We start from the raw sequence: 24270 nt of genomic DNA, 5'->3' as shown, positions 1-24270 counted from the left end.
ACCTTTACGCCCATTAAAAAAGGAAATCCTTATGTGGCAACGTTTAGCAGGCTTTGTGCTAAAATATCGATTATTGCTTCTTGTTTTACTGCTTGCCGGTACCGGCTTCATGGGTTATTATGCCAGTAAGGTTCAAATGTCTTACGATTATGTGGCTACCATTCCACATGATAATCCGAAGTTTCTTGAATACCAGGAGTTTAAGAACAAGTTTGGGGGAGATGGGAATGTGCTCATGCTCGCTGTACAAACCGATAAGTTTTTCCAGGCAGATTTTTTTAAGGACTATGTTCAGCTGAACAAGGACATGAAAAATGTTTTTGCTGTAGAAAACATTATGAGTGTGCCCATGGCGATCAACCTGGTGAAGAACGACAGTACACAAAAGCTGGAAGCGAATTTACTTTTCAAGGGAGATTTGACTAACCAGGCGGTCATTGATAGTTTGTCAAAAACATTTAATACGCTGCTGTTTTATAAAGGCCTGTTGTACAATCCGGATACGCATGCCTATCTCATGGCTATTTATGTGAATAAGGATGTATTTAATTCACCGAAGCGTACTGCGGTGGTGAAAGAAATTACAAAACTGGCCAATGCATTTCAGGAAAAGCAGCATACAGAAGTGCGTTTGAGCGGATTACCACTTATTCGTACAGCCATGGCCGTTAAAGTAGCGGATGAGCTGAAATTGTTTCTTAAAATATCCTTTCTGTTAACAGGATTGATCTTATTCCTGTTTTTCCGTTCATTTGGTGCTGTATTGATGTCGATGATTGTGGTGGCTATTGGGGTGATCTGGTCGGTAGGAACGATTGTACTGATGGGGTATAAAATTACCTTGCTGACGGGTTTGATTCCTTCGTTGATAGTAGTGATCGGAATTCCTAACTGTGTATACTTCTTAAGTAAGTATCATACAGAGTATGCCAAGGATGCTAATAAAACAAGGGCATTAGTACACATGATACAGCGGATGGGCATTGTGACGTTGTTTACCAACCTCACGGCTGCTATTGGTTTTGGCGTATTTTGCTTTACCAACAGTGCCATCCTGAAAGAGTTTGGAGTAGTAGCAGGGTTGAATATTATGTTCATCTTCCTGATCTCTTTTATTTTCCTTCCTTCTGTGCTGAGTTATTTACCAGCACCTAAAAGTAAGCATACTACCTACCTGGATAATCGTTTCTTCGGGGCTATTCTGGATTTCCTGAATACGCTGGTGTTTAAGTACCGTCCATGGGTATACGGTGTTAGTGTGGTGTTGGTGATCCTGTCTATTGTGGGTATGGGGCGTTTACAGTCGGTTGGTTATATGCTGGATGATATTCCTCATACAGATAAATTGTATACGGATCTGAAGTTCCTGGAAACGAATTTCAAGGGTGTAATGCCGTTGGAAATAGCGGTGGATACGAAAAAGAAAAACGGGGTGGTGAATTTACAGACCCTGAATAAGTTAGATGAGTTAACACAGTTGATAGCCTCCCAGCCTGATTTTGGCCGTCCTTTATCAGTAGTGGAAGGGATCAAGTTTGCCAAGCAGGCGTATTATAATGGAGATAGCTCTAACTATGCGGTGCCGAATCAGTTTGATCTGGGCTTTCTGGCGCCTTATCTGAGGATGAAAGGAGCCAGTAATGCAGCTGGGCCGGCGTCTACGTTTTCGAAGCTGGTGTCTTCGTTTATGGATAGTACCAAGCAGGTAGCGCGACTGAGTGTGAATATGAAAGACGTGGGATCTCAGAAATTACCGATATTGCTGGATTCATTGCAGCCCAGGGTAACGGCTATTTTTGATACAGCGCATTACAAGGTAACGTTTACGGGTACCAGCGTTATATTTCAGGAGGGAACCCGGTTTATTATTAATGGGCTGCTCGAGAGTATTGTGTTGGCGTTTGTACTGATTATGCTGTGTATGTTGTATTTGTTCCGTTCCTGGAGAATGCTGATCATCTCCCTGATTCCTAATATTATTCCGTTGGTAGTAACAGCTGGTGTAATGGGTTGGGCAGGTGTGCCACTGAAGCCATCTACAGTATTGGTATTTAGTGTGGCGTTGGGTATAGCCATTGACGTTACTATTCGTTTCCTGGTGAACTTTAAGCAGGAGTTGCCGCGTCACGACTTTGATATCAGTGCAACTGTGAAACAAACGATTCATGAAACTGGGTTGAGTATTATTTATACTTCGGCTATTTTGTTTGCCGGGTTTATGATTTTCAGTTTTTCTGAGTTTGGTGGTACAAAGGCGTTGGGATGGTTAACTTCTCTAACATTGGTAGTAGCTATGATTACGAATCTGACGATATTACCGGCGTTATTGTTGTGGATGGAGAAGGCGTTGCTGAAGAAAGCGAAAAAGAAGGAGTTATGGAAAACGCTGGATGAAGAAGAAGATATCGACATTGAGCAGTTGGGTATCAGCGACAAAGAATAAGTTTCCTACATAAAAATTATAGCCATCGGGGTAAACGGAAGCAGTTTTACTGCAGCTGTTTACCCCGATGGCTTTATTATTGGCTGTAATCCGCAGTGGACTGCTAAATATTTAGCTAAAATGGACAAAAAAAGGCCCTGAAATAATCTAGTAGACAGCATTCAAAAGCCMTTTTCACCGCTTGTAAAAAAGGGGGGGGGATTATAATGAAAAAGTATGAGGTTTATAATGCCATTCTAACCACATAGTTCATGAAAAATAAGTACTTAAAGGGCGCTCATTTATCCGAGCGCAAATTTAAGGAGATCTTGCGGCTGTTTGCCGATGATCTGACTGCGACCCAGATAGCCAATATCAGCGGTGTAAGCAGGGTAACGATTAATAGTTATCTGAAAAAGCTTCGACACCAGATAGCCCGCTACTGCGAAACGCAGCATCCTGCGCCTGTTCCTGTTTTAACCTATGACAGCAGGCCCAGTGACCTAACCCCGGACCACGACAGCGATACGCTGGTGGCCGTAAAACCGGAAGTTGACCGGATTGTTAAGCCGGTAATTTTCGGCATCTGTAGAACCTCAGACAGGTTGCACACCGAAATTCTCCCAGATGTAAGCCGTTCCATGATTCATGCTGCTACCCGCGGTCGTTCCGTATTGGAAACGCAGGGGGCATCAGAGCGATTGCGCCGGTTTAATGGTTTGGTGGACTTAGGTCAGTACCGCCTGTACAGATTGGGGCAAACCACTGATACCCATCAGATGGATGATGTAGATGCTTTCTGGGGCTTAACCAAGCACCGGTTGGCTAAGTTTAAGGGGTTAAACCGTAATACAGCGTATTTGCACCTGAAAGAGTGTGAATACCGGTTTAATCACCGTAATGAAGATCTGTTTATGGTATTGCTGGAGTTGTTGAAAACATATCCACTTACCCTTTCCTGATAAGGTATTGTGCCCCACTTTAGGTGGGGCAACATTAATCTCGATTTAGATTTTGGTTGATGAGTACAGGCGGTAATCTTGCCGCTTGTTTATTTTCATGTCTATACGTATTGTGTTTTATATGTATAAGTTAACAGGGTGTTAAAAAGTTGTTATCTGAATGTTATCGCCAACTTCTTAAGCTTAATTTTTTGTTAAGAATTATTATATTTGAAGCCGGTTGAAAAATTGTTAAGGAAACTGCTTGTGAGGAAGAAATCGATTACTTCTGTTGTGGATTTATTGAATGAATCGCAATGGATTTAGTTGATGGTTAGTTATTATTAAAGTATCGTATACTACTCTGCCAGCTCTACCATTAAAGTTATTCCAGCTTACATTTTAGTTCAACTCTCAGACGGAAACGTATTGAATCAGGTTTTATAGCCTTGATATGGATTTTTATTTTTTAAGATTAAGGAAACAACAAAGTCATGATTATGGGGAAGGTGTAATTTCTTGTCTTGTCTCTGCAGACGTCGGTTCCGGTAACAAAAAGTGAAAGACTTTGTTCAAATATTCGGGTATTATTATCATGGTGCTATTGGGTTATACTGATAACTTATCTACCTGATTTTTATCTAGTGGACCTGAAAGTCAATACAGCGCGAGGCTTTTTTGGAAAAAGTTCTTTTGGATTATTTTTTTAATTCCGTATATTGCAATGAAATATTAAACAATATTTAACATTCGAGACAACCGGATCAACAAAGTCTAAAAGCTTCAGAAAGTTTTACGACACTAAAATTTGCTTATACAGAGGGACAGTTTCAAAGAGGCCAAAAAGGAGTACTAGATCGTTATTTTGAAGGGATCTGGGATTGAAGAATTGCAGTAAATAACCCGAAGACAAGACTGGTCATTTGATTCTTCCATTTTTTATTAGTTAACTGTCAAATATTCACAAATCTAAATTGCTTATGAAAAGAGTATTACTCTTATGGCTACTTATGGTCATCGGTGTTGTGCACTCCTATGCACAGACAAAATTAATCACTGGTAAAGTAACAGATGGAAAAGATGGCGCCGGACTTCCTGGAGTATCGGTTGGCATTAAAGGGACCGGTAAAGGTGCCCTGACATCAAATGACGGTTCCTACAAATTGGAGGTTTCCCCTAACTCAGTACTTGTTTTTTCTTTCATTGGCTATGCCTCTAAAGAAGTGCCAGTGGCAGGTGAGAGTGTTATTAATGTAACATTAGGTGCTGATAACAAAGATTTGAGTGAGGTGGTAGTTACCGCCTTGGGTATTAAACGTGAAAAACGTACGTTGGGCTATACCACTCAGGAAGTAAAAGGTGATGACATCGTGCAATCCAAGGAAGTAAACTTCCTGAATGGTTTGCAGGGTAAAGTTGCCGGTGTACAGGTAAGTAACACCAGTGGTGTTCCCGGTGGTGGTACCCGCATTGTTATACGTGGTGGTGCCTCGTTAACGGGTAATAATCAGCCGTTATTTGTAATTGACGGTGTGCCTATTAGTAACGACCAAATCGGTGCAGGTAATCCACAAGGAGATAATGATCCAATTCTTGCTGGTGGTACTACTCCAAACAGAGGAATCGATATTGATCCAAATATCATAGAGTCAGTAAATATCCTTCGGGGAGCTTCTGCTACTGCACTTTATGGTTCGAGAGCAGCCGGTGGTGCAGTTATCATTACTACTAAAACCGGAAAAAAAGGAAGCCCACTTAGTATTACAGTTGGTTCCAGTTTAAACATCGACAAAGTAATTTTACCAGATTTCCAGACTCGTTGGTCACAGGGTAATAACGGTAATTTCGCAGATGGTTCACCTGCTCACCAGACTTCCCGTTCCTGGGGTGCCAGAATGGATACCCTTAAGGTGGATGGTAAGCCAGCGCAAAATTTTGATCCTCGCAAAGCCTTCTTTAAAACCGGAACAACCTGGGATAATAGCCTGAGCATGACAGGTGCTACAGAGAAGTCTAATTATCTGGTATCTTATTCCTCCCTGAGACAGGAAGGCGTAACCAGAAATACCGATTTTTACCGCAATTCCTTCTACGGTAATTTCTCTACTCATTTTACTGATAAGTTACAGGCTACCGTTGGGATCAATTATATTGATTCCCGTAACGATCGTTTGCTGGAAGGTAATGGTGATGGTGGTACTTCTTACCTCGCTATATTATATAACGCACCGGTAAGCTATAATCTGCAACCCTATCTGAATCCAGATAAGAGCCAGCGTATATTCCGGGCGAGTGCCAATAACCCATTCTGGACTGCCGACAACACTGGATTACGTCTGAATGTGAGTCGCTTTATCCCTAATGTAAGCCTGGTATACACTCCTTTGAACTGGTTGACACTGACAGAAAGACTTGGTGCGGACGTTTATACAGATAACCGTAAGTTCTTTGAAGCAACTGGATCTTTATCTGGAGGATTCCCTAATGGTCGTGTTTATGATCAAATCATTGAGAATAAAAATATCAACCACGATTTTTACGCAACGGCAAGAAAAAGCTGGGATAAGTTTGACCTGACTGTGATGTTGGGTAATAACGTTATTTCAGAACATTATACCAACTTACTGACAAAAGGTACAGGTTTGTCTGTAGCAGGTTTCTATGATATCACCAATGGTGAAACAATTTCTTCTCAGAAAACCTATTACGACAGAAGAAGGGTGAGTGTTTATKGCCAGGCAGTATTGGAATATAACAGAATGCTGTCTTTAACCTTAACAGGTAGAAATGACTGGTCTTCTTCTTTACCTCCGGGAGGTAACTCTTATTTTTATCCTTCTGTAACAGCAGCATGGGTATTCTCTGAAATGCCAGGTCTGAAAGATAGCAAAGTGTTATCATTTGGTAAATTAAGAGCTGCATACACCGCTATTGGTAATGATGCTTCCCCTTACCAAACTATGAACAGTTATTACAAAGCAACTATTTCAGATGCTTTACGTGGACAAATTATCTTCCCAATTGGTGGTGCTAACGGATTTGCCTATAACAACCTGTTAGGCAACCCTAATCTTAAGCCAGAAAGTATCAAAGAATTTGAGGTGGGTGTGGAAACCAAATGGTTAAATAACCGCATCGGTCTGGAAGCCAGTTATTATAACAAAACAAGTACTGACCTCATCTATACCACTACGATCTCTGCTGGTAGCGGATTCCAGAGTGCCACTGTAAATGCTGGTAAATTTACCAACAAAGGAGTGGAAGTAACCTTAAATGCAACACCAGTACAGTCTAAAGATTTCACCTGGAATATTTCTGCTAACTACTCCAGAAACAGAGGAGATATTGTTAGCCTTTCTCAGGGTGTTTCTGCTATACAGATTGGAGGTTTTACTACCCCTGGTATATATCTGATCGCTGGTCAGCCATACGGTACCATTAAAGGGTCCCGCTACAAAAGAAATGATCAGGGTAAATTGCTGATTGATGATGATGGTATGCCTATACAGGACGATGGTACTTCCTTTATTATTGGAAATACACAACCAAGATGGATTGGTGGAGTTTCCAATACCGTATCTTATAAAGGTATTGACTTGTCATTCACATTTGATGGCCGCTTTGGTGGTCAGGTAATCAATTTTGATGAATACTATATGACATTCTATGGTACCAGTGGTTTGACTAACAGCAGAGAAGGATCTATGACCTATTCTGGTGTGAGAGTAAGCGATGGTAAAGAGAATACTACTCCTGTTAAAACAAATCAGGCATACTGGCAGGCATGGGGTGATACCTATGAAAATCTGATTCAGGACGCTACCTTTGTAAAGCTCAGAAACGTTACACTTGCATATCATTTCCCGGCTAAATTGCTGAAACGTACACTGCTCAAAGCGGCCACTTTTTCTATTGCCGGTCGTAACTTATGGATCTATAAACCTCACTTTACCGGATCTGATCCAGAGTTAAGTACATATGGTGCAGGTAGCAATTCAGGTGGTTTCTATAACTACGTTTCGCCAAGTACGAGATCTTATAATGCAACCTTGAAGTTAACTTTCTAAACTAAGTAATGATGAACAAAAAGATAGCAACGTATATAATAACAGCAGGTGTATTATTAACAGGTGCTGGGTGTAAAAAATTCCTCGATGTTAATACTGACCCTGCCGGTGCTCAAAGGGCGAATAACAATCTTTTGCTTACAGGTGTAGAGGTGAGAACTGCCTTTACTATAACTGGTGGTTATCCGGCCCGTACAGCAATGTTCTGGACGCAGCAACTTGCTTATAATCAGCCTGCACCTGAATGGGATACTTACAAATCAACGGCTTCGGATGTAGAAAATACCTGGGCTTTTGATATGTATCCGGGTAATTTGATGAATCTCAAATTATTGGAAGCGCAAGCGCATACCGAGGGTAATAACCATTTCGAAGGTATTGCCAAAGTGATGTTGGCTTATGAACTGGCTGTTACTACAGATTTGTGGAATGATATTCCATATTCTGAGGGTTTTAAAGGGTTCGGTAACCTGACTCCTAAATATGATTCTCAAGAGAATATCTATAAAACAATTGGCACTTTGCTGGATAGTTCTATCATATTGATGACCAATCCGGATAAAAGTATTTCCCAACCTGATGCAAAGGACCTTATCTACGGTACTACGACAAATGATCAGATGGACAGTTGGATAAAGTTTGCTAATCTGTTAAAAGCCCGTTATGCACTACGACTTGTTTATGCACCTGGCCATACAGTAGCAGCACAGGCAGCGGCGGCTCTTGCAGCGGTGGCTAATAGTTTTCCGGATGCAACATATAACGCTGGCTTAACCTTTGGAACAGCAGCAGGAAATGAAGCTCCATGGTATCAATTTGTCAATACATGGGGTAGCGTTATGATGTCTTCTACCATGATTGACAGAATGAAAGCCAGCAATGATCCTCGGTTGCCAGTATTCGCAACAAAAAATAATGCCGGTCAGTATGTAGGTAGAGTGATTGGTGCCGAACAGGATGCCGCAGCTAATATCTCCACCGTAGGTGATCTCTGGACAAGCGATGGTACCGGTAAAGCACAAACTGTTTATTTCGGTACGTATGATGAACTGTTGTTTATCAAAGCAGAAGCTACATTCCTGACAACAGGCTTTGCTACTGCTCAGCCAATCCTTATCGATGCTGTTAAAGCATCCATGAAGAGATTTGGATTAAGTCCAGACAGCGCTGACGTAAAAAACTACATTACAGCTCATTGTACTCTTACAGCAGCTAATGCGTATGAAACCATTATGACTGAAAAGTACCTTTCTAATTTCTTATCATTAGAAGCGTTTAACGACTGGCGTAGAACAAACCTTCCTAAGCTCACAGTAGTGCAAAATGCTTATCAGGGAATCACTACCATTCCTCGTCGATTCTTGTATCCGGCTTCCGAAAATGAGACGAATAAACAACCTCAGCAACCAGGTAAATTAACAGACCGGGTTTGGTGGGATACTAAATAATAGTATTTATTCTATTGCAAATAGAAAGGGGATGCCTGCCGGCGTCCCCTTTTTTTATTCCAGATATAGTCAAAATTATATTCTATAGATAAAATATGTGTGTGAAATATATGTAACCATTCTAATCATCTTACACAACCTTTCCAAATAACCACGTGTTATCCCCTTTGTTTAGCAGGTATCTATATACTGTTTATGCAGATGTTGTTCTTGTAGCGGATTGTATTTTAAGAATAGACTTCATGTATCGCTATATTCTTATAGCTAAGAATTGTTAACAGCTTTCTTGTCCATCAAAATAAATCGCTTATGAAAAAAGAGCTACTTCTATGGCTGCTTTTGTGTACCGGCGTTCTCAACGTATTTGCACAAACGCGATCGATCACTGGAAGGGTTACAGACGCAAAAGACGGCTCTCCGCTGCCTGGAGTGACTGTTGTGATAAAAGGCACCACCAAAGGTGTTTTTACTGCCGGTGATGGGACCTATAAAATTTCTGCAGATAATGTAACTACACTGGTTTTTTCATTCGTAGGATACCTAACTAAAGAAATGTCCGTTGGGGCGAGCAATGTTATTGATATATCGCTGGAAGCAGATAAAAAACAACTGGGTGAAATTGTTGTGACAGCAGTAGGTATTAAGAGAGATGAAAAAGCATTAGGGTATTCCCTCACACAAGTAAAACCAGATCAGATTCTCCAAAAGTCAGAACCCGATATGTTAAAGGGGTTGCAGGGTAAAGTGGCCGGGGTGGACATCCGTACCTCTCAGGGTACGCCAGGCGCCGCTACCCGCATCAACATTCGTGGTAATACCTCTTTCTTCGGAAACAACGAACCGCTGATTGTGGTCGATGGTATTCCATATAACAACGATCAGGTAACCACTTCCGCACAAACTTCCGGCGGTGGCGCCTATTCCAGTGGCTTATCTTCTCTTGATCCTAACGACATCGCCTCTATGAACGTGTTGAAAGGGGCAGCTGCCGCCGCCCTGTATGGTTCAAGAGCCTCCAATGGCGCCATTGTTATTACCACCAAATCCGGTAGCGCCGGCAGATCCAAGAAAGGATTAGAGGTGACCTATAGCTCTTCGCTGGCATTTGAAAAAGTGGCCGGCTTGCCCGATTATCAGAACGATTACGGCGCCGGATCTTCGTTTAAGTACTCTAATGCCAACGGCTCCTGGGGACCAAAGTTTGGTACCAGGGATTCAATACCGGCATGGCCTGATTACTTGAAAGCCTATCCTGAGTTATTTTCTTCTACCGGGCAAACACCTTATAGAGCTTATCCCAATAACGTAAAGGATTTGTTCAGAACAGGAACGATGTTTGAAAACTCTGTTTCTGCCAATGGCGGTACAGAAAAGAGCTCCCTGAGTGTTACCGCCTCTTACCTGAACCAGGATGGATATGTACCCCGCTCCAGCTTCAACAGAGGTAGTTTGAGTTTGGGCGGACAAACCAAACTGGATATGGGGTTAACAATCAGTGCTCAGTTTTCTTATTCCCGCAGTAACCAGGTAGGTAGCCCCTTTGGTGAAAACCAGGTAGATGGCGCCGCCTCTTCCTTCGCAAGAAACCTCTTCCTGGCCAGAAACTGGAATATTGTCGGATTGCCTGACCATGATGCCAATGATCATTCTATCACTCCTATCGGTACACAATTCGATAATCCGTTGTGGTCATTCCGGCATAATACCATTACCACCAACACCGACAGATATGTAGCCGGGATCAAGTTTGGCTATACGGTAACAGACTGGTTAGCACTTTCTTACCAGATTGGAACCAATACCAATAACCTGTTCAGACGCGAAATAACAGACATCGGCTCCCGTGCTGCTGAAGGAGTAGGACGAATTGTAGAAGATAACTATCAATTCCAGGAAATAGAATCCAATCTCATTGGTACCATCACTCCTAAGTTCAGAAATCAGGATTTTGATTTTAAAGCCATTGTTGGTCATAACGTAAACCAGCGTACGTCCCGCGACCGGCTATTCCTGGGAAATGAAATAGTATCACCGGGCATTTATACCCTGGATAATACCAAAACAGTGTTGCCTAATGGTGGCTTGTATTCTCAAAGAAGGCTATGGGGTATTTTCGCAGATCTGGAATTTGGATATAAAAACTGGGCATTCCTTTCTGTTACGGGAAGAAATGACTGGTCTTCCACATTACCATCCAGTAACAGAAGTTACTTCTATCCTAGTGTATCGGGATCATTTGTATTCACACAGGCATTTGATTTAAAAAGCAACGTACTCACCTTTGGTAAAATACGCGCCAGTTGGGCAAAAGTGGGAAGAGATGCTGATCCATATTCCCTGCAAACTACTTTTCGCCTGAATAGCCCTATTACAGGGGTTTCTGGGGTGATACAATCACCTACTGCCAACAATCCTAATCTTAAACCAGAGTTCACCAGGGATGTGGAAGTAGGAACTACATTGGAATTTTTTGAAAGAAGAATAGCTCTTGATTTTGCCTGGTATAGCAGGAAATCTTCTAACCAGATTGCACCTATTACACTACCAGGTTCTTCCGGTTTTACCCAGTTCTATGAAAACTTCGGAGAAATATCCAATAAGGGTATTGAAGTAGACCTGAATGTAGTGCCTATTAGAACAAAAGATTTCACCTGGACCATACACTGGGTATTTACTAAAAACAAGAGTGAAGTACTTTCCCTGTTACCAGGTGTGGAAAGAATTCCGTTGTTCAATGTACTCAATACCATTTCTCCGTACCTCGAGCCTGGCAAGCCTTTCGGATATCTGAGAGGAACTGTCGACTACCGGGATGATAAAGGTAATTTGTTGATCAATCCTTCCACCGGATTGTTGATCAGAAATACAGAGCAGGCTATGATTGGAGATCCTAATCCCGATTTCAAAACAGGGGTTAGTATGGGCTTTAACTACAAAGGTATTTTCCTGAATGCGTTGTTTGATTTAACAAAGGGTGGTGATATGTATTCTGTAACTACCAGCAGCCTGTTAGGTCGCGGTGTAACCAAGGATACCAAAGATCGTGAGGGCGGTTATGTAATACCCGGTTTCTATGGAGATGCCAATACCGGTAAGCCAATTCTGGATAGCAAAGGACAAGAAATACCGAATACCACTAACATCAGTTTACGGGAGATGTATTTCGGAGAGTCATTTGCCATCAACTCAGCTACAGAGTGGAATGTATTTGATGCTACAGTATATACCTTCCGTGAGTTGGCCGTTGGTTATGACCTGCCTAAAAAGTGGTTCGACAGAACGCCTATCGGTAGTTTAACGGTTACGTTAACAGGAAGGAATTTATGGTATGTAGCACCTAATTTTCCGAAGTATACCAACTTCAATCCGGAAACTAACAGCTTTGGTAATACCACTACACAGGGTATTGAATTATCCAGTGCGCCTACTACCCGTAGGTTTGGTATTAACCTGAAAGTAAGTTTCTAAATTATCAACAAGTCAAAACCGGAATTTATGAAAAGATCGATGTATGTGTTTTTAGGGACGTTGATATTATTGACAGCGTGTACTAAAAACTTCCTGGATATAAATACAGATCCTAACTATGCGGCCAAAACATCGGAGAATCGTATGTTGACGGCAGCAGAGCAAGGACTCTCTTACGCATTGGGATTCACCAATGACAACAGAGGCGCAAGAGGATTAACAGAAGTGCTGTCTGTTTACATGCACCAGGTGTGCGTAAGAGAAGATCAGGATCAGTATGGAGCTGACGGTAGTGATCTCAATCTTACTGGTTCCTGGACGGATATGTACAGCAGCTCAAAGGCGCAGGTAGGATCAGATGTACTGGGTACTTTGCAGAACGTGGAAACCATCATTTCTCAGGGAACGACCAATGGAAATATGGTGTATGTAGGGATTGCAAAAATTATAAAAGCTTATGCCATCAGCCAGTTTGTAGATGCTTTTGCAGATATTCCTTATTCAGAAGCTAATCAGTTTTTAATCAACGGTGTTCCAAATGGTATCCGCTATCCTAAATATGATAAAGGAGCAGATATTTATCCTAAGTTGTTTGCGCTGTTGGATGAGGGTATTGCTAACCTTACGGTTGCTGCGCCCAACGTACTTGTACCCAGGGGAGATGATCTTTTTTATGGTGGTGATACAGATAGATGGGCTGATCTGGCACGTACTATTAAGCTAAAATTGTATAACCAGGTACGGCTGGTACAGAATGTTTCTACACAGGTGGCAGCTTTGGAATCGGATAATCGGATGATTAGCCAAACGGCCAATGGGTTTATGTTTACCTACGGCAGAAGCACTACCCCCGATGATCGTAATCCGGGATATAACGATTATTTCGCCACACAGCGCTCTCACTATATGAGTCCCTGGTTTTATGAAATTTTGAAGGGATATAATAAGAACATTTTCACTAACAACAGAGACCCTCGAATTCCTTATTATTTCTATGAGCAATTGCATTATAATGACGAGGCTGAAAATGCTACAGACTACAGAGATAGTGGATTTGTATCCATTGTTTTTGGTTCTGTAGGCGTGAATCGTAATTTCGGACAGGATGGATCACTTACCATATTTGGTATTTATCCTGTAGGTGGAAGATATCAAAGTGATACCGCCAGTTTAGACGCTTCCCAGGCAACAGGTGCTGCACCATTCAGAATGCTGACTTATGCGGATCGGCTTTACATTGAAGCTGAATTAATGTCGGCAGGCGTATTAGCTGGCGATGCAAGAGCTAAGCTGGTAGCGGCGATGACTGAGTCGTTTAAACAAGTTGACTATGTAGTAACACTGGCATCCAAGCAGCAAGGAGTACCTTTAATTGCCGGAAGTACGGACGAAAAAGTCTATACTGACAAGGTCCTTGCAGAGTACGATGCGGGATCTGCTGCTAAAAAACTTGAAATCATTATGACGCAAAAATGGATTCAAAGTTTTGGTAATAGCGTCGATCAGTATACTGATTATAGAAGAACAGGTTACCCTATTCTTTTTGATCCCAGAAATCCGCAAATGGCGCCTGGTGGATTTTTCCAACCACCAATAAATGGTGATCCGTTTAACGGTGGAAATCAGCCTGCCATTCCGGTAACATTGAGCGTTAACTATCCATTGTCATTACCATGGAGTAGTTTGGATCTGAGCGTAAACCAAAATGCACCAAAGCAGAAGATACCGGCTAATTATCCGGTATTCTGGGATAAGAATTGATTGTTGGCAAAAAAAATTATGCTATGAATAGAATAACAGCTTTCATTATAACAACGTTGCTTACCGGAATGATAATCACCGGATGCAAGAAGGATCAGAATCCAAGACTGCCGTCGGATACCAAAACTGCAGCGCTTCCTTTGGTTAAAGCAGATAAAGGGTCCAGTACCATTATCAGCGATATAGCTGCTTTTCAAGGAAAATTCAGTGTGGGACTTTATTTCGCTGATAAAGAACAGCCAAAGAAAATGGATGTGGTAGTAGCATTGAATAAAGTATATACAAACGTAAAAGTGCTAAAGGCGGATGTAACTACCTACCCTACTGCGTTTACCGTTACAGCTCAACAGCTGGCCGATTTGTTTGGTGCTAAAGCAGATACCATGCGCAATGGTACTATATTTGAAATAGGCGCCAATGTGTTCATGAATAATGGGCTGATGGTACCTATATTTAATCCGTATGGTTCCTCCTATGGACCGGATGCAAGTAGCTATACGGGCTCCAGTTTAAAGGTGGCATATACGATTAAAAGATAACTAAAACGTACCAACGAATTTTGTATAGCTGCCTCAAAATGAGGCAGCTTTTTTAATTTTTTTATTTAGCGAACTAACACGAACATGTTATTTTATGGCATTATGGTTTCGTTAAATTTGCGTTAAACATGAAAACTTCGTTAAATCGAAATTGATAGCCACGATGTTTTTTCCTGTGTTACAACTGAATGAATTAATTGGTGTTTTGCTTACGCGGTTTTTGTAGAGACATTTTTGCTTAGGAGGAACTAGTTACAACGAACTTTTTCCATTTTTATATTTATTGAGTTAATAACCTGTAAGCCTGGAATGGTATTCCGGCGGGAAATTTATTTCTCCGGATTTACCAGGGAGTTCCTTCCCGTACATTCCTTGATGATTGTTATTGGCTAAAAACTAACAGCTATTACGGCGCACCTGTCGCTGAAATACTCTGACTAACTTGTTATTTTTTGAATTGCTTATGAGATAACATTCACTGTACTGTAAAGTTGGCCGCTACGTTCACTATAGACGTGGCGTTTGTTATTTCACACACATATATTGGTTAAAAATAAAGGTAGGATACCTAATGGGATTGCTATGCCTATAATGGAATCTTCAGCTGTAGTAACAATTATTTCAAATCTAAATCGCTTATGAAGAAAGCAGTATTGTTCTTGCTTATTGCGGCCATCAGCGTTGTTCAGGCGCTGGCCCAAACACGGCCAATCACCGGCAGGGTGACTGATGCCAAAGATGGTGCACCTTTGCCAGGTGTAACCATTAAAATTAAAAATACCAATACTGGTACCACTACTAACGGGGATGGTAAATTCACCCTGAATGTAACTGGTAACGCTGTACTGGAATTTACGTTTGTAGGCTATTCCACCAAAGAAGTACCTACTTCCGGAAAAAGCAACATTGATGTGACGTTGGGTGCTGATGAAAAAGCACTGAGTGAAGTGGTGATAGTTGCCTATGGTACTACTAAGAAAGGATCTAACACCAGTGCCAGTACGCAAATCGACAGTAAGAAATTTGCTACCAGAGCTATTTCTAACGTGGCTTCTGCATTGGATGGAGCTGCACCTGGTATCCAAACCAATGCTGGAAGCGGCCAGCCAGGCGATGGTCCTGCTATCCGTATTCGTGGTTTTGGATCTGTAAACGCTTCAAGTGATCCGTTGATTGTAGTGGATGGTGTACCTTACTCCGGTAACCTGAGCAGCATAAACGTTGCTGACATTGAAAGTATTTCTGTGCTGAAAGATGCGTCTTCGTCTTCTCTCTACGGTTCCCGCGCTGCGAACGGTGTGGTGATTGTAACTACCAAGAAAGGTAAAAATGGACGTAACCAGCTGCAGGTAAGCGCTATCCAGGGTTTTAATAGCCGTGGTATTCCTGAGTACGACCGCCTGAATGCACAGCAGTACTACCCAATTATGTGGGAAGCACAGCGTAATGCATTGGTAACTGGTGGTACTCTAAAAAGCGTTGCTAACAAAACGGCTACCGCAGGCATTAAAGATCTGTTGGGATACAATCCGTTTAACGTAGCTGACAATGCAATTGTTGACACCAACGGTATCTTGAATCCTAATGCAAAATTGCTCTACCCAGATGATCTGGATTGGGAAAAAGCAGTAACCCGTACCGGCGCCCGTGGTGAATACGGTATCAACTATAGCGGTGGAACAGAGAAAACAGATTATTTTGCTTCCCTGAACTACCTGAGCGATAAAGGTTATGTAATCAATTCTGATTTCCAACGTATCAGTGCCCGTATTAACGTAAATACACAGGCTACCAACTGGTTCAGAACTGGTGTTAACCTGTCAGGTACATTTGTAAAATCAAATCAAACAGATGTTACCAGCAGTACTTCTTACGTAAATCCGATCTTCTTTGCCCGTAATATTGGACCAATTTACCCGGTATATCAACATGATGCAACCGGTGCTTATGTATTGGACAAAGATGGTAATAGAATTTTTGACGTGGGTGGTTCTCGCGGTCCTGGCGCTTCTGCTGGCCGTAACACCGTTGGAGAAAACGTACTGAACGATAACTCTTTCACTCGCAACGTTCTCAGTGGAAGAACTTTTGGTGAAATAACCTTCCTGAAAAACTTTAAGTTCACTACCAACTTCAGCGTAGACATTGCCAATAACAGAGCAAATACTTATTGGAATACAATAGTAGGTGATGGTGCACCAAGTGGTCTCGGCGCACGTACCAGCACACAAACTACCAGCTATACCCTGAACCAGTTATTGAACTATAACAAGTCTTTTGGCGCACATAACCTGGGCGTGTTAGTTGGTCATGAGAATTATGATCAGACCGTAAACCAGCTTTATGGTGAGCGTCAGTCACAGATCATTCTCGGTAACTCTGAACTGTACGACTTTACTACCACCAGCAACCTGTACTCTTACCTAAGACAATACAGAACTGAAGGTTATTTCTCCCGTGTTAACTACGATTACAATGAGAAATACTTCGCTTCCGCATCAATCCGTCGCGATGGAACTTCCCGTTTTTTCAAAGACAATCGCTGGGGTAACTTCTACTCTTTCGGTGCCGGCTGGCGCATTGATAAGGAAGACTTTATGCATAGCGCTTCCTGGGTCAATATGCTGAAACTGAGATCATCTTATGGTACTGCAGGTAATGATGCGGTAATAGATGTAGATCCTAATTTGGTCGTAACGCCAATTTATTATGCATGGCAAACACTCTATAAACTGGGCTTCAACAATGCATTGGAACCAGGTGTATTCTTCAATAAACTGGGTAACCCTCAGATTCAGTGGGAAGCCAATAAAAGCTTCGACGTAGGTGTTGACTTTGCCATACTGGATAACAGATTATCTGGTAGCGTGGAATACTTTAACCGTAGATCAGATAACCTGTTGTTTGATTTGCCATTACCACTTTCCAGCGGTATTGCCACTAAAAGTGTGAACGTGGGTACCATGGTGAACAAAGGCGTGGAATTACAGTTAACCGGTGAAGTTGTTCGCAAAAAAGATTTTAGCTGGACAGTAGATTTAAACCTGAGTTCTTTCAAAAACGTAATTACCAAATTACCTCAGGCTGAAATTATCAGCGGTACCAAGAAACTGTCTGTTGGTCATTCTATGTATGACTATTGGTTGCGCGATTGGTATGGTGTAGATCCTACTGATGGTGCTGCTCTCTATGTTTCCAAAGCAAATAATCCTAACGACAAAGGTATTCGCGTTTTAAAAAATGGAGATAGCTTAACTACTAATGTTAACAATGCTGCATATCATTACGCTGGTAGTGCCATTCCTGATGTATTTGGTAGCATCACCAATACTTTCAATTACAAGCAATTCCAGTTGTCTTTCCTGATCTCCTTCCAGTTAGGTGGTAAGGTATATGATGGAACTTACGCTGCATTGATGAATGCAGGTAGCTATGGTCAGGCTTTGAGCACAGACATCCTGAAACGTTGGCAGAAACCAGGTGACGTTACAGACGTACCACGTATGGATCAAAGTCAGACTACCAACTTTAACGCTGGTACCTCTGATCGTTGGTTAACCAGCGCTTCTTTCCTGAACCTCAGGTCAGTAAAGCTGGGTTACACCGTACCGGAGTCTTTTGCAAAACAAATACATATGCGTGGAGCCAATGTATTCCTGAGTGGTGAAAACCTGGCACTATTCAGTGCACGTAAAGGAATGAACGTAGCACAGGCATTTACTGGTGTTACTACAAATACATATATGCCAGCCCGTATTGTTAGTGCAGGTTTGAACATTACACTCTAAAATTTGAAAGAATGAAAAGGATACTTTATATATTCATTGCTTTTGCAGTATCCGGCGTGTCGCTGACATCCTGCAAAAAAGATTATCTCAATACTTCTCCTACTGAAGCTGTAGAAGAAGGCGAGGTATTTGTTGACATGAAGGGCGCCTGGGCGGCTTTGAATGGTATACATAGAGCTATGTATAAGGACTATGATAGCCAGGATCAAACTGGTCAGACTACCATTATGATCGATGCCGATATGATGGGAGAAGACCTGGTGATGACCAGCGCCGGTAACGGTTGGTGGAATGCTTCTTATCAATGGACTATGCACCGCAATACCATTGCCACTCATCTGAAGTTTGTTTATTACTTCTACTACAGAATCATCGCAAATGCAAATAAAATCCTCGAAAGGATAGATGCTATTCCAGGAAGTGATGCTGATAAAAAAGCCATCAGAGGTGAAGCACTGGCCTACAGAGGATGGGCGCATTTTCAATTGGTGCAGTTATTTGGTGCGCGCTATGACGCTGCCGCGAAGCCTAATAATCAACCTGGTGTTCCGGTGTTGACTAAGTTCACTATTGAGCCACAACCAAGAGCCAGTGTAGAAGAAGTATATACCCAGGTAAACAAAGACCTGAATGACGCAATGACGAACCTCAGCGGTTACCGTCGGGCTGCTAAATCTCACTTTGATACGCTGGTGGTATCGGGCATTAAAGCACGTGTTGCTTTAGCCATGCAGGACTGGGCCGCCGCTGCTACTAACGCAGAACTGGTGATTAGCAAAAAAACAGCCTACAGCCTGATGAGTACTACTGAATATGTAAGAGGGTTCAATAATGCTGATAATTCCGAGTGGATCTGGGCCAGCCGTCCTACTGACGATCAGACTACATCATTCAACGGATTCTTTGCCTACATGTCTTTCAACTTTAGTTCTACCAATATCCGTAGTAATCCTAAAGCTATCAGTAAACTGTTGTATGACAAGTTAACAGCAACGGATATACGCTCGCAATTGTGGGACTCTACTGGAAAGGCATATACGTTACCAGCTCCTAATTTTAAAGCATTCAAGTACATGAACCAGAAGTTCCTGGCTAAAGGAACAGGTAGCAGTGTAGGCGATGTGCCTTACATGCGTTTATCAGAAATGTACCTGATTGATGCAGAGGCAAAAGCTCAATTGTTGCAGGATGGTGCAGCACAGGATGCCTTGTTTGCTGTGGCCTATAGCCGTGATGTTAAATATGTAAAATCAGGTAATACCGGCCAGGCACTGAAAGATGAAATTTCTACTCAACGTCGTTTGGAACTGTGGGGGGAAGGTTTCCGTTTCTTTGATCTGAAACGTAAAAATGAAGGTGTTAATAGAAATGGTTCAAATCATAATCCTTCCCTTGCATCTTCAGTGGCAATGACTATACCTGTTGGTGACATAAGATGGCAATGGCTGTTCCCTCAGGATGAGATCAATGCGAATCCTAAGATTACACAGAACCCATAATAATTGTGAAATAACCACCTGTATAAAAAAACCTCACTGGATATTTCCAGTGAGGTTTTTTGTTTATGAAGATGAATACCTTATTTCAGTACCTCTCTTAACTTCGCTTCCAGCGCAGGGCCTCTCAGATTAGCCGCAATTATTTTGCCCTGAGGGTCCAGCAGGAAATTAGTAGGAATGGCATTGATACCATACAATGGCACTACTGCAGAATCCCAGAATTTAAGATCACTTACGTGGTTCCAGGCCAAACCGTCTTCTTTAATCGCCTGTTGCCATTTATCTTTTGTTTTATCCAGTGATACGCCCAGTACCGTGAAGTTTTTACCTTTATATTGCTGATAAGCTTTCACTACATTCGGGTTTTCCTGACGGCAGGGCCCACACCAGCTGGCCCAGAAATCTACCAGTACATATTTACCACGGAAAGAACTGAGGCTAACCATTTTACCGGTAGGATCAGGAAGGGTAAAGTCGGGCGCTACCTGGCCTACTTTAACAGCAGTGGGTTCTTCACCACCGGCGGCATCGCTGCCACCATCCTGGTGCGATTTTTCCAGTTCTGCAATTTTATCGGTCATGCTTTTCACCAGCGTATTCTTAGGGAAACGGGTGGTGAGGTTAGTGAACACTTGTTTGTGTGCGATGATTGATTCCGGACTTCTTACCTGGCTGATCGCAAATACCGCATTGGCGGGATTTTTTGTTTTATCTGCCATCAGGAAAAAGCTGCTCTCGAAATCTTTTTCTTTTTTCTGGAAAGCCACCAGCTTAGGTTGGAATACACTGTCTGGCAGGGCGCCGTGCAGACTGTCCAGCTGACGCATTTCTTCCGTGAGTGAAATAGATTGTTTGCTGATATCGCCCAGGAACTGTTGCAGTTCGGCTGTAGGCTCAGAACCGGTTACTTTAACGTCTTCCAGTTTATCTATATCACCATCCAGTTTCATATCACCAGCATCGAGCGCCAACAATACAAATTTGCCATTGTCGAAGCGGATGCGGTACAGGCCCTGTTCAGCGACCATTCCCTTCAGCGAAAATTTTCCACTGGCATCTTTCACATTGGCAGAATCTACCACTTTCACATTATCCAGGGTGAGCTCTTCCAATACCACCGGGCCCAATGGAAGATTGTTAAAATGCCCATCTATCTTAAAAGCGCCATTTTCCGTTTGTCCGGCACATCCTGCCAGGAAAGCCCCGGCGGAAATCCATAATAAGTGTTTTTTCATGCTGTTGTTTTTTTGAACATTCATCTGACCAATGCTACCCAATATAGGTTAATTATAAGTAATGGTTTTTCAGCCCTTGAGCTTTTCAGCCAGTAATTCGTTAGTAAGACGAGGATCAGCCTTGCCTTTGGAGAGTTTCATGACCTCTCCCACAAACAAGGACATCAGACCTTTTTTACCCCCTTTGAAAGCGGCTACTTTGTCTGGATATTTAGCCAGCACTTCGTCTATGATAGGCGCAATATTATCGGCGTTATTATCTTGCAATAAATTGAGTCTGGTGGCTATTTCCATCGGATCGGCAGGCGACTGTATCATTTCCGGCAATATGCGGGAAGAAGCGATAGAGAAGCTTACTTTACCGGCATCTGTTAAGGTAATCAATGCCGCCAGTGCCGCCGGTGTTACCGGGAAAGCGCTGATATCCGCCGAATTTTCATTTAGCCAGGATTTTACGGGTCCCAGCATCCAGTTAGCGGCTGCTTTATACTGCGCAGTTACCGCAATCAGGCTCTCATAATAATCTGCGGTAGACTTGTCATCACAAATTACGCGGGCATCGTATTCCGGTAAGCCAAACTCAGTAGTATACTTGCGGATCAGTTCTTCCGGTAGGGCTGGTAGCGTAGCCCGGATGCCGTCAATGAAGGCATCTGTGAGGCGGAATGGCGCCAGATCTGGTTCCGGGAAGTAACGGTAATCATTAGCCTCTTCTTTGGAGCGTAGTGAAAAAGAGCTGCCGTTGGAGGCGTCAAAACTGCGGGTTTCCTGTATCAGCGTGCCTCCGCTTTCAATCAGATCTATCTGCCGCTTTACTTCATTATCTATGGCCCGCTTTACGTTGCGGATAGAGTTCATATTTTTCACTTCCACCTTGGTCCCCAGGGTGGTGGTGCCTTTCAGGCGAACGGAGATATTAGCATCACAGCGCATACTCCCTTCTTCCATATTTCCGTCACATACGCCCAGGTAACGTACCAGGCGGCGCATTTCTGTCAGGTAGGCGTAGGCTTCATCACTGTTGTGCATGTCTGGCTCGGTCACAATTTCGACCAGTGGTACGCCAGCGCGGTTATAATCTACGTAGCTGTTATGAGGGTCCTGATCATGCAGCAGTTTGCCGGCATCTTCTTCCAGGTGAATGCGGTTTAATTGTACCTGGCGGGCGCCGGCATCCGTAACAATGGCAATATAGCCACCTTTACAGATGGGTGCAGTATGTTGGGATACCTGGTAGCCTTTTGGCAAATCCGGGTAGAAGTAGTTCTTTCTGGCGAAATAATTATCTTTTTCAATTTCGCAATGACAGGCCAGGCCTAGTTTGATGGCATATTCTGCCGCTTTACGGTTCATGCGGGGCAAAGTGCCCGGATGTGCCATCGTAATAGGGCTGATATGCGTATTGGGCGCGCCGCCAAAGGCTGCGCTATCGCTGCAAAATAATTTACTTTCAGTAAGCAACTGGGCATGTACTTCCAGCCCAATTACTGTTTCATATTTGCTGTATATGTCGCTCATATTCCATGCTGATTCCCACAAATATATTCAAATAATGCCGTGATTTCAGGCTATTGGGTGCCAATAAAATCCTAAATTGAGGTCAGCAACAACTAAAAAGCTTCCCTATGATCAGTAAGGCCCAGGCAAGTCAGCTTTATCAGGCGCAACAGGTGTATTTCGACTCTGGCGCCACACTTCCGTATTCCTTCCGGAAAACCCAGTTAAAAAAGTTGAAGAAAGCCATTCAGAAATATGAGGAAAAAATCATTGCGGCCTTACATGCCGATCTGCACAAGCATCCCATGGAAGCGTATGGCAGCGAGGTAGGATTCTTATATGAAGAAATCAGCTATATACTGGATGGACTTAAACAGTGGATGGAACCGGAAGTGGTGACCTCTCCCTTTGTGACGTATCCCAGCAGCAGCAGGGTATATAAACAGCCTCTCGGCCTCACGTTGATCATTGGCCCCTGGAATTATCCGTTTATGTTGTTGATCAGCCCACTATTGGGTGCTATTGCGGGTGGTAACTGTGCTATTATTAAGCCTTCGGAGATGGCGCCACATACAGCTGCCGTAGTAGCCGATTTAATTGCCGATACTTTTGATCCGGCTTATGTTACCGTTATACCCGGTGATGGTATGGACGTGATTCCTATGCTGATGAGCTTCCGCTTTGACCATGTATTTTTCACCGGCAGTATTCCTGTAGGCAAAAAAATCATGGAGATGGCGGTTCCTCATCTGACGCCGGTAACGCTGGAGCTGGGTGGTAAATCCCCCTGCGTGGTAGATGAAAATGTGAATGTAACCGTAGCGGCTAAACGCATTGTATGGGGCAAGTTCTGGAATGCCGGCCAAACCTGCGTGGCGCCTGATTATTTGCTGGTGCATCAAAATGTAAAGGAAGCGCTGGTAGCGGCACTTAAAGCCACTATTACAGAATTTTTTGGAGATGACCCCGCGGCCAGTGGCGATTATGCCCGCATGATCAATAGCAAACGCTTTGATACGGTAGCGGACTACTTAAAGGAAGGACATGTCTTGCATGGTGGCCAAACCAACCGGGATCAATTATATATTGCCCCTACCCTGCTGGATGATGTGGAATGGACCGATCCGGTGATGCAGGATGAAATATTCGGACCAGTATTACCTATTCTGACTTACACTGATTTACCGCAAGCGATACAAGCCATTAAACAGCTTCCTTACCCGCTGGCATTGTATGTATTTACGAAAAGTAAGAAAACAGAAAAAATGCTGATAGAGCAAGTGCGTTTTGGCGGAGGTTGTGTGAACAATGCATTAGTACATCTTACAAATCCGGAATTACCCTTTGGAGGAGCCGGTTACAGTGGTATGGGCAAGTATCATGGTAAATACAGTTTCGATACGTTTACACACCAGAAGGGAATGCTGAAAACAGCTACCTGGCTGGATGTACCCACRAAGTATCCTCCATTTAAGAATAAGCTGAAGCTGATGAAAATGATTATGAAATAAGTATAACACAAAAAGCTATAAAAGCAATGACCTGAGCGAATGAGTAATTTTTAATACTCGCTCAGGTCATTTGCTTTTATAGCTTTCAGCTTTC

11 protein-coding genes and 1 pseudogene are annotated in these 24270 nt (G+C 42.8%); 10 read left to right on the top strand and 2 right to left on the bottom strand.

Going from position 1 to position 24270, the window contains the following annotated elements; translation table 11 throughout:
* Positions 1 to 31 precede the first annotated feature (31 nt).
* From AC1DFM_RS26640 to AC1DFM_RS26600, 9 genes are all read left to right on the top strand, one after another.
* Positions 32 to 2443, top strand: a complete 2412-nt coding sequence (locus tag AC1DFM_RS26640) for an efflux RND transporter permease subunit (RefSeq protein ID WP_477079811.1) — start codon at positions 32 to 34, stop codon at positions 2441 to 2443.
* A gap of 251 nt (positions 2444 to 2694) precedes the next feature.
* Entirely contained in the window at positions 2695 to 3384 is a 690-nt protein-coding gene (locus AC1DFM_RS26635) for an IS1595 family transposase (RefSeq protein WP_477079810.1), read from the top strand.
* Positions 3385 to 4343: 959 nt separating this feature from the next.
* Positions 4344 to 7430 (top strand): SusC/RagA family TonB-linked outer membrane protein, encoded by a 3087-nt coding sequence (locus AC1DFM_RS26630; RefSeq protein WP_477079809.1) that lies wholly within the window; start codon positions 4344 to 4346, stop codon positions 7428 to 7430.
* Between the two features lie 11 nt (positions 7431 to 7441).
* Complete coding sequence (locus AC1DFM_RS26625; RefSeq protein WP_477079808.1) at positions 7442 to 8878, top strand: SusD/RagB family nutrient-binding outer membrane lipoprotein; 1437 nt, start codon at positions 7442 to 7444, stop codon at positions 8876 to 8878.
* A gap of 309 nt (positions 8879 to 9187) precedes the next feature.
* Positions 9188 to 12346 carry a SusC/RagA family TonB-linked outer membrane protein gene (locus AC1DFM_RS26620; RefSeq protein WP_477079807.1) on the top strand — a complete coding sequence of 1053 codons (3159 nt, stop codon included), beginning with the start codon at positions 9188 to 9190 and terminating at the stop codon, positions 12344 to 12346.
* Between the two features lie 27 nt (positions 12347 to 12373).
* On the top strand, positions 12374 to 14107 hold the full coding sequence (locus AC1DFM_RS26615) for a SusD/RagB family nutrient-binding outer membrane lipoprotein (protein WP_477079806.1): 1734 nt from the start codon (positions 12374 to 12376) through the stop codon (positions 14105 to 14107).
* Between the two features lie 23 nt (positions 14108 to 14130).
* On the top strand, positions 14131 to 14646 hold the full coding sequence (locus tag AC1DFM_RS26610; RefSeq protein ID WP_477079805.1) for a hypothetical protein: 516 nt from the start codon (positions 14131 to 14133) through the stop codon (positions 14644 to 14646).
* 638 nt (positions 14647 to 15284) lie between these two features.
* The gene (locus AC1DFM_RS26605; protein ID WP_477079804.1) at positions 15285 to 18434 is read left to right on the top strand and encodes a SusC/RagA family TonB-linked outer membrane protein; all 3150 of its coding nucleotides are present in this window, start codon (positions 15285 to 15287) and stop codon (positions 18432 to 18434) included.
* A gap of 11 nt (positions 18435 to 18445) precedes the next feature.
* Positions 18446 to 19933: a RagB/SusD family nutrient uptake outer membrane protein gene (locus AC1DFM_RS26600; RefSeq protein WP_477079803.1), complete on the top strand. Its 1488-nt coding sequence runs from the start codon at positions 18446 to 18448 to the stop codon at positions 19931 to 19933.
* A gap of 80 nt (positions 19934 to 20013) precedes the next feature.
* Here the strand turns inward: AC1DFM_RS26600 and AC1DFM_RS26595 are convergent, their stop codons facing one another.
* Positions 20014 to 21168 carry a redoxin domain-containing protein gene (locus AC1DFM_RS26595; RefSeq protein ID WP_477079802.1) on the bottom strand — a complete coding sequence of 385 codons (1155 nt, stop codon included), beginning with the start codon at positions 21166 to 21168 and terminating at the stop codon, positions 20014 to 20016.
* A 69-nt stretch (positions 21169 to 21237) separates the two neighbouring features.
* Complete coding sequence (gatB, locus tag AC1DFM_RS26590; RefSeq protein WP_477079801.1) at positions 21238 to 22686, bottom strand: Asp-tRNA(Asn)/Glu-tRNA(Gln) amidotransferase subunit GatB; 1449 nt, start codon at positions 22684 to 22686, stop codon at positions 21238 to 21240.
* A gap of 95 nt (positions 22687 to 22781) precedes the next feature.
* Here gatB and AC1DFM_RS26585 point away from each other — a divergent pair.
* A pseudogene (locus AC1DFM_RS26585) lies at positions 22782 to 24176 on the top strand (aldehyde dehydrogenase); the annotation flags it as partial.
* Between the last annotated feature and the right edge of the window lie 94 nt (positions 24177 to 24270).

It is taken from the genome of Chitinophaga sp. 05T412 (assembly GCF_056396465.1).
The sequence above is the reverse complement of the archived record's forward strand: the minus strand, read 5'-3'. Positions and strand labels throughout refer to the sequence as shown.

Coding starts and splice junctions, on each gene's coding strand:
- AC1DFM_RS26640 (WP_477079811.1), top strand. CDS start 32: ATGTGGCAACGTTTAGCAGGCTTTGTGCTAAAATATCGATTATTGCTT.
- AC1DFM_RS26600 (WP_477079803.1), top strand. CDS start 18,446: ATGAAAAGGATACTTTATATATTCATTGCTTTTGCAGTATCCGGCGTG.
- AC1DFM_RS26595 (WP_477079802.1), bottom strand. CDS start 21,168: ATGAAAAAACACTTATTATGGATTTCCGCCGGGGCTTTCCTGGCAGGA.
- AC1DFM_RS26615 (WP_477079806.1), top strand. CDS start 12,374: ATGAAAAGATCGATGTATGTGTTTTTAGGGACGTTGATATTATTGACA.
- AC1DFM_RS26610 (WP_477079805.1), top strand. CDS start 14,131: ATGAATAGAATAACAGCTTTCATTATAACAACGTTGCTTACCGGAATG.
- gatB (WP_477079801.1), bottom strand. CDS start 22,686: ATGAGCGACATATACAGCAAATATGAAACAGTAATTGGGCTGGAAGTA.
- AC1DFM_RS26620 (WP_477079807.1), top strand. CDS start 9,188: ATGAAAAAAGAGCTACTTCTATGGCTGCTTTTGTGTACCGGCGTTCTC.
- AC1DFM_RS26625 (WP_477079808.1), top strand. CDS start 7,442: ATGAACAAAAAGATAGCAACGTATATAATAACAGCAGGTGTATTATTA.
- AC1DFM_RS26635 (WP_477079810.1), top strand. CDS start 2,695: ATGAAAAATAAGTACTTAAAGGGCGCTCATTTATCCGAGCGCAAATTT.
- AC1DFM_RS26605 (WP_477079804.1), top strand. CDS start 15,285: ATGAAGAAAGCAGTATTGTTCTTGCTTATTGCGGCCATCAGCGTTGTT.